At 58.7% G+C, this 825-nt stretch carries 1 pseudogene; it reads left to right on the forward strand.

Annotation, left to right across the window (positions count from 1 at the left end):
- Positions 1 to 94: 94 nt before the first annotated feature.
- Positions 95 to 815: pseudogene (locus ACODSM_RS22425) on the forward strand (IS5 family transposase).
- The last annotated feature ends 10 nt before the right edge of the window (positions 816 to 825 follow it).

Raw genomic sequence — 825 nt, forward strand, 5'->3', positions numbered from 1 at the left:
CGAATCGACAAAGGCATGCCAAAGAGCAGGTAGGCCTGGCGTCTCATGTCCAGACAGCTCTGTTAGCAAGGAGCTATGGAAACAACTCTAGCCCTTGATTCCCGTCTTCACCCCGTCTGCCAAGGGCAGCCCGCGCAGCCTCCAAGTTAGCGACCAAGCAGCCCCTCACGGCATCCTTTTTGTGCTGCACACAATCACTCCGTTGGAAGACCTTCCTCAATCTCTGGGCTGGGGTAGTGGCATGGCCTGTTGACGAAGGCTGAGGGGCTGGAATGCCGCAGGTGTGTGGGACATGCGACAGGCTGTATCAGGCCATACTAGTGCGCCTGCGTGAGCACGACCAGATTGATTGGAGCCGCACCAGCATCGATGGCTCATCGGTGCCAAGCCCCCGGGAGGCCAGGAAACGTGACCCAACCATGCGGGCCGGGGCAAATTAGGCTCTAAGCGGCATATCGTCGTAGACGCCCGGGGCATTCCACTGGTGGTGCTAGTCAGCGGTGTAAACCGACACGACTTCATCATGTTCGAGAAGTGCATAGATGCATGCCACGCCGCTGGAAGGGCTATGACTTCGCAAGATGCGGAGCCCATCTATGCAGCCACGACATCACCAGCAGGATGGCTAGGCGAGGTATTGAAAGCAGCCAGAGCCTGGGCAAGCATTGCTGGGTGGTTGGGAGAGGATTCACGCGTGGTTTGCTAGCTTCTGCAAACTGCGCATCCGCTTCGAGCGCAGACTCGACATTCACCGGGCGCTGCTCACGCTGGCCGGAGCAATCATCTGCTCGCGCTTTGTCGAGCGGTCGTGTTAGCCGGTCTAAG

Source organism: Acidovorax sp. FG42, assembly GCF_057809195.1.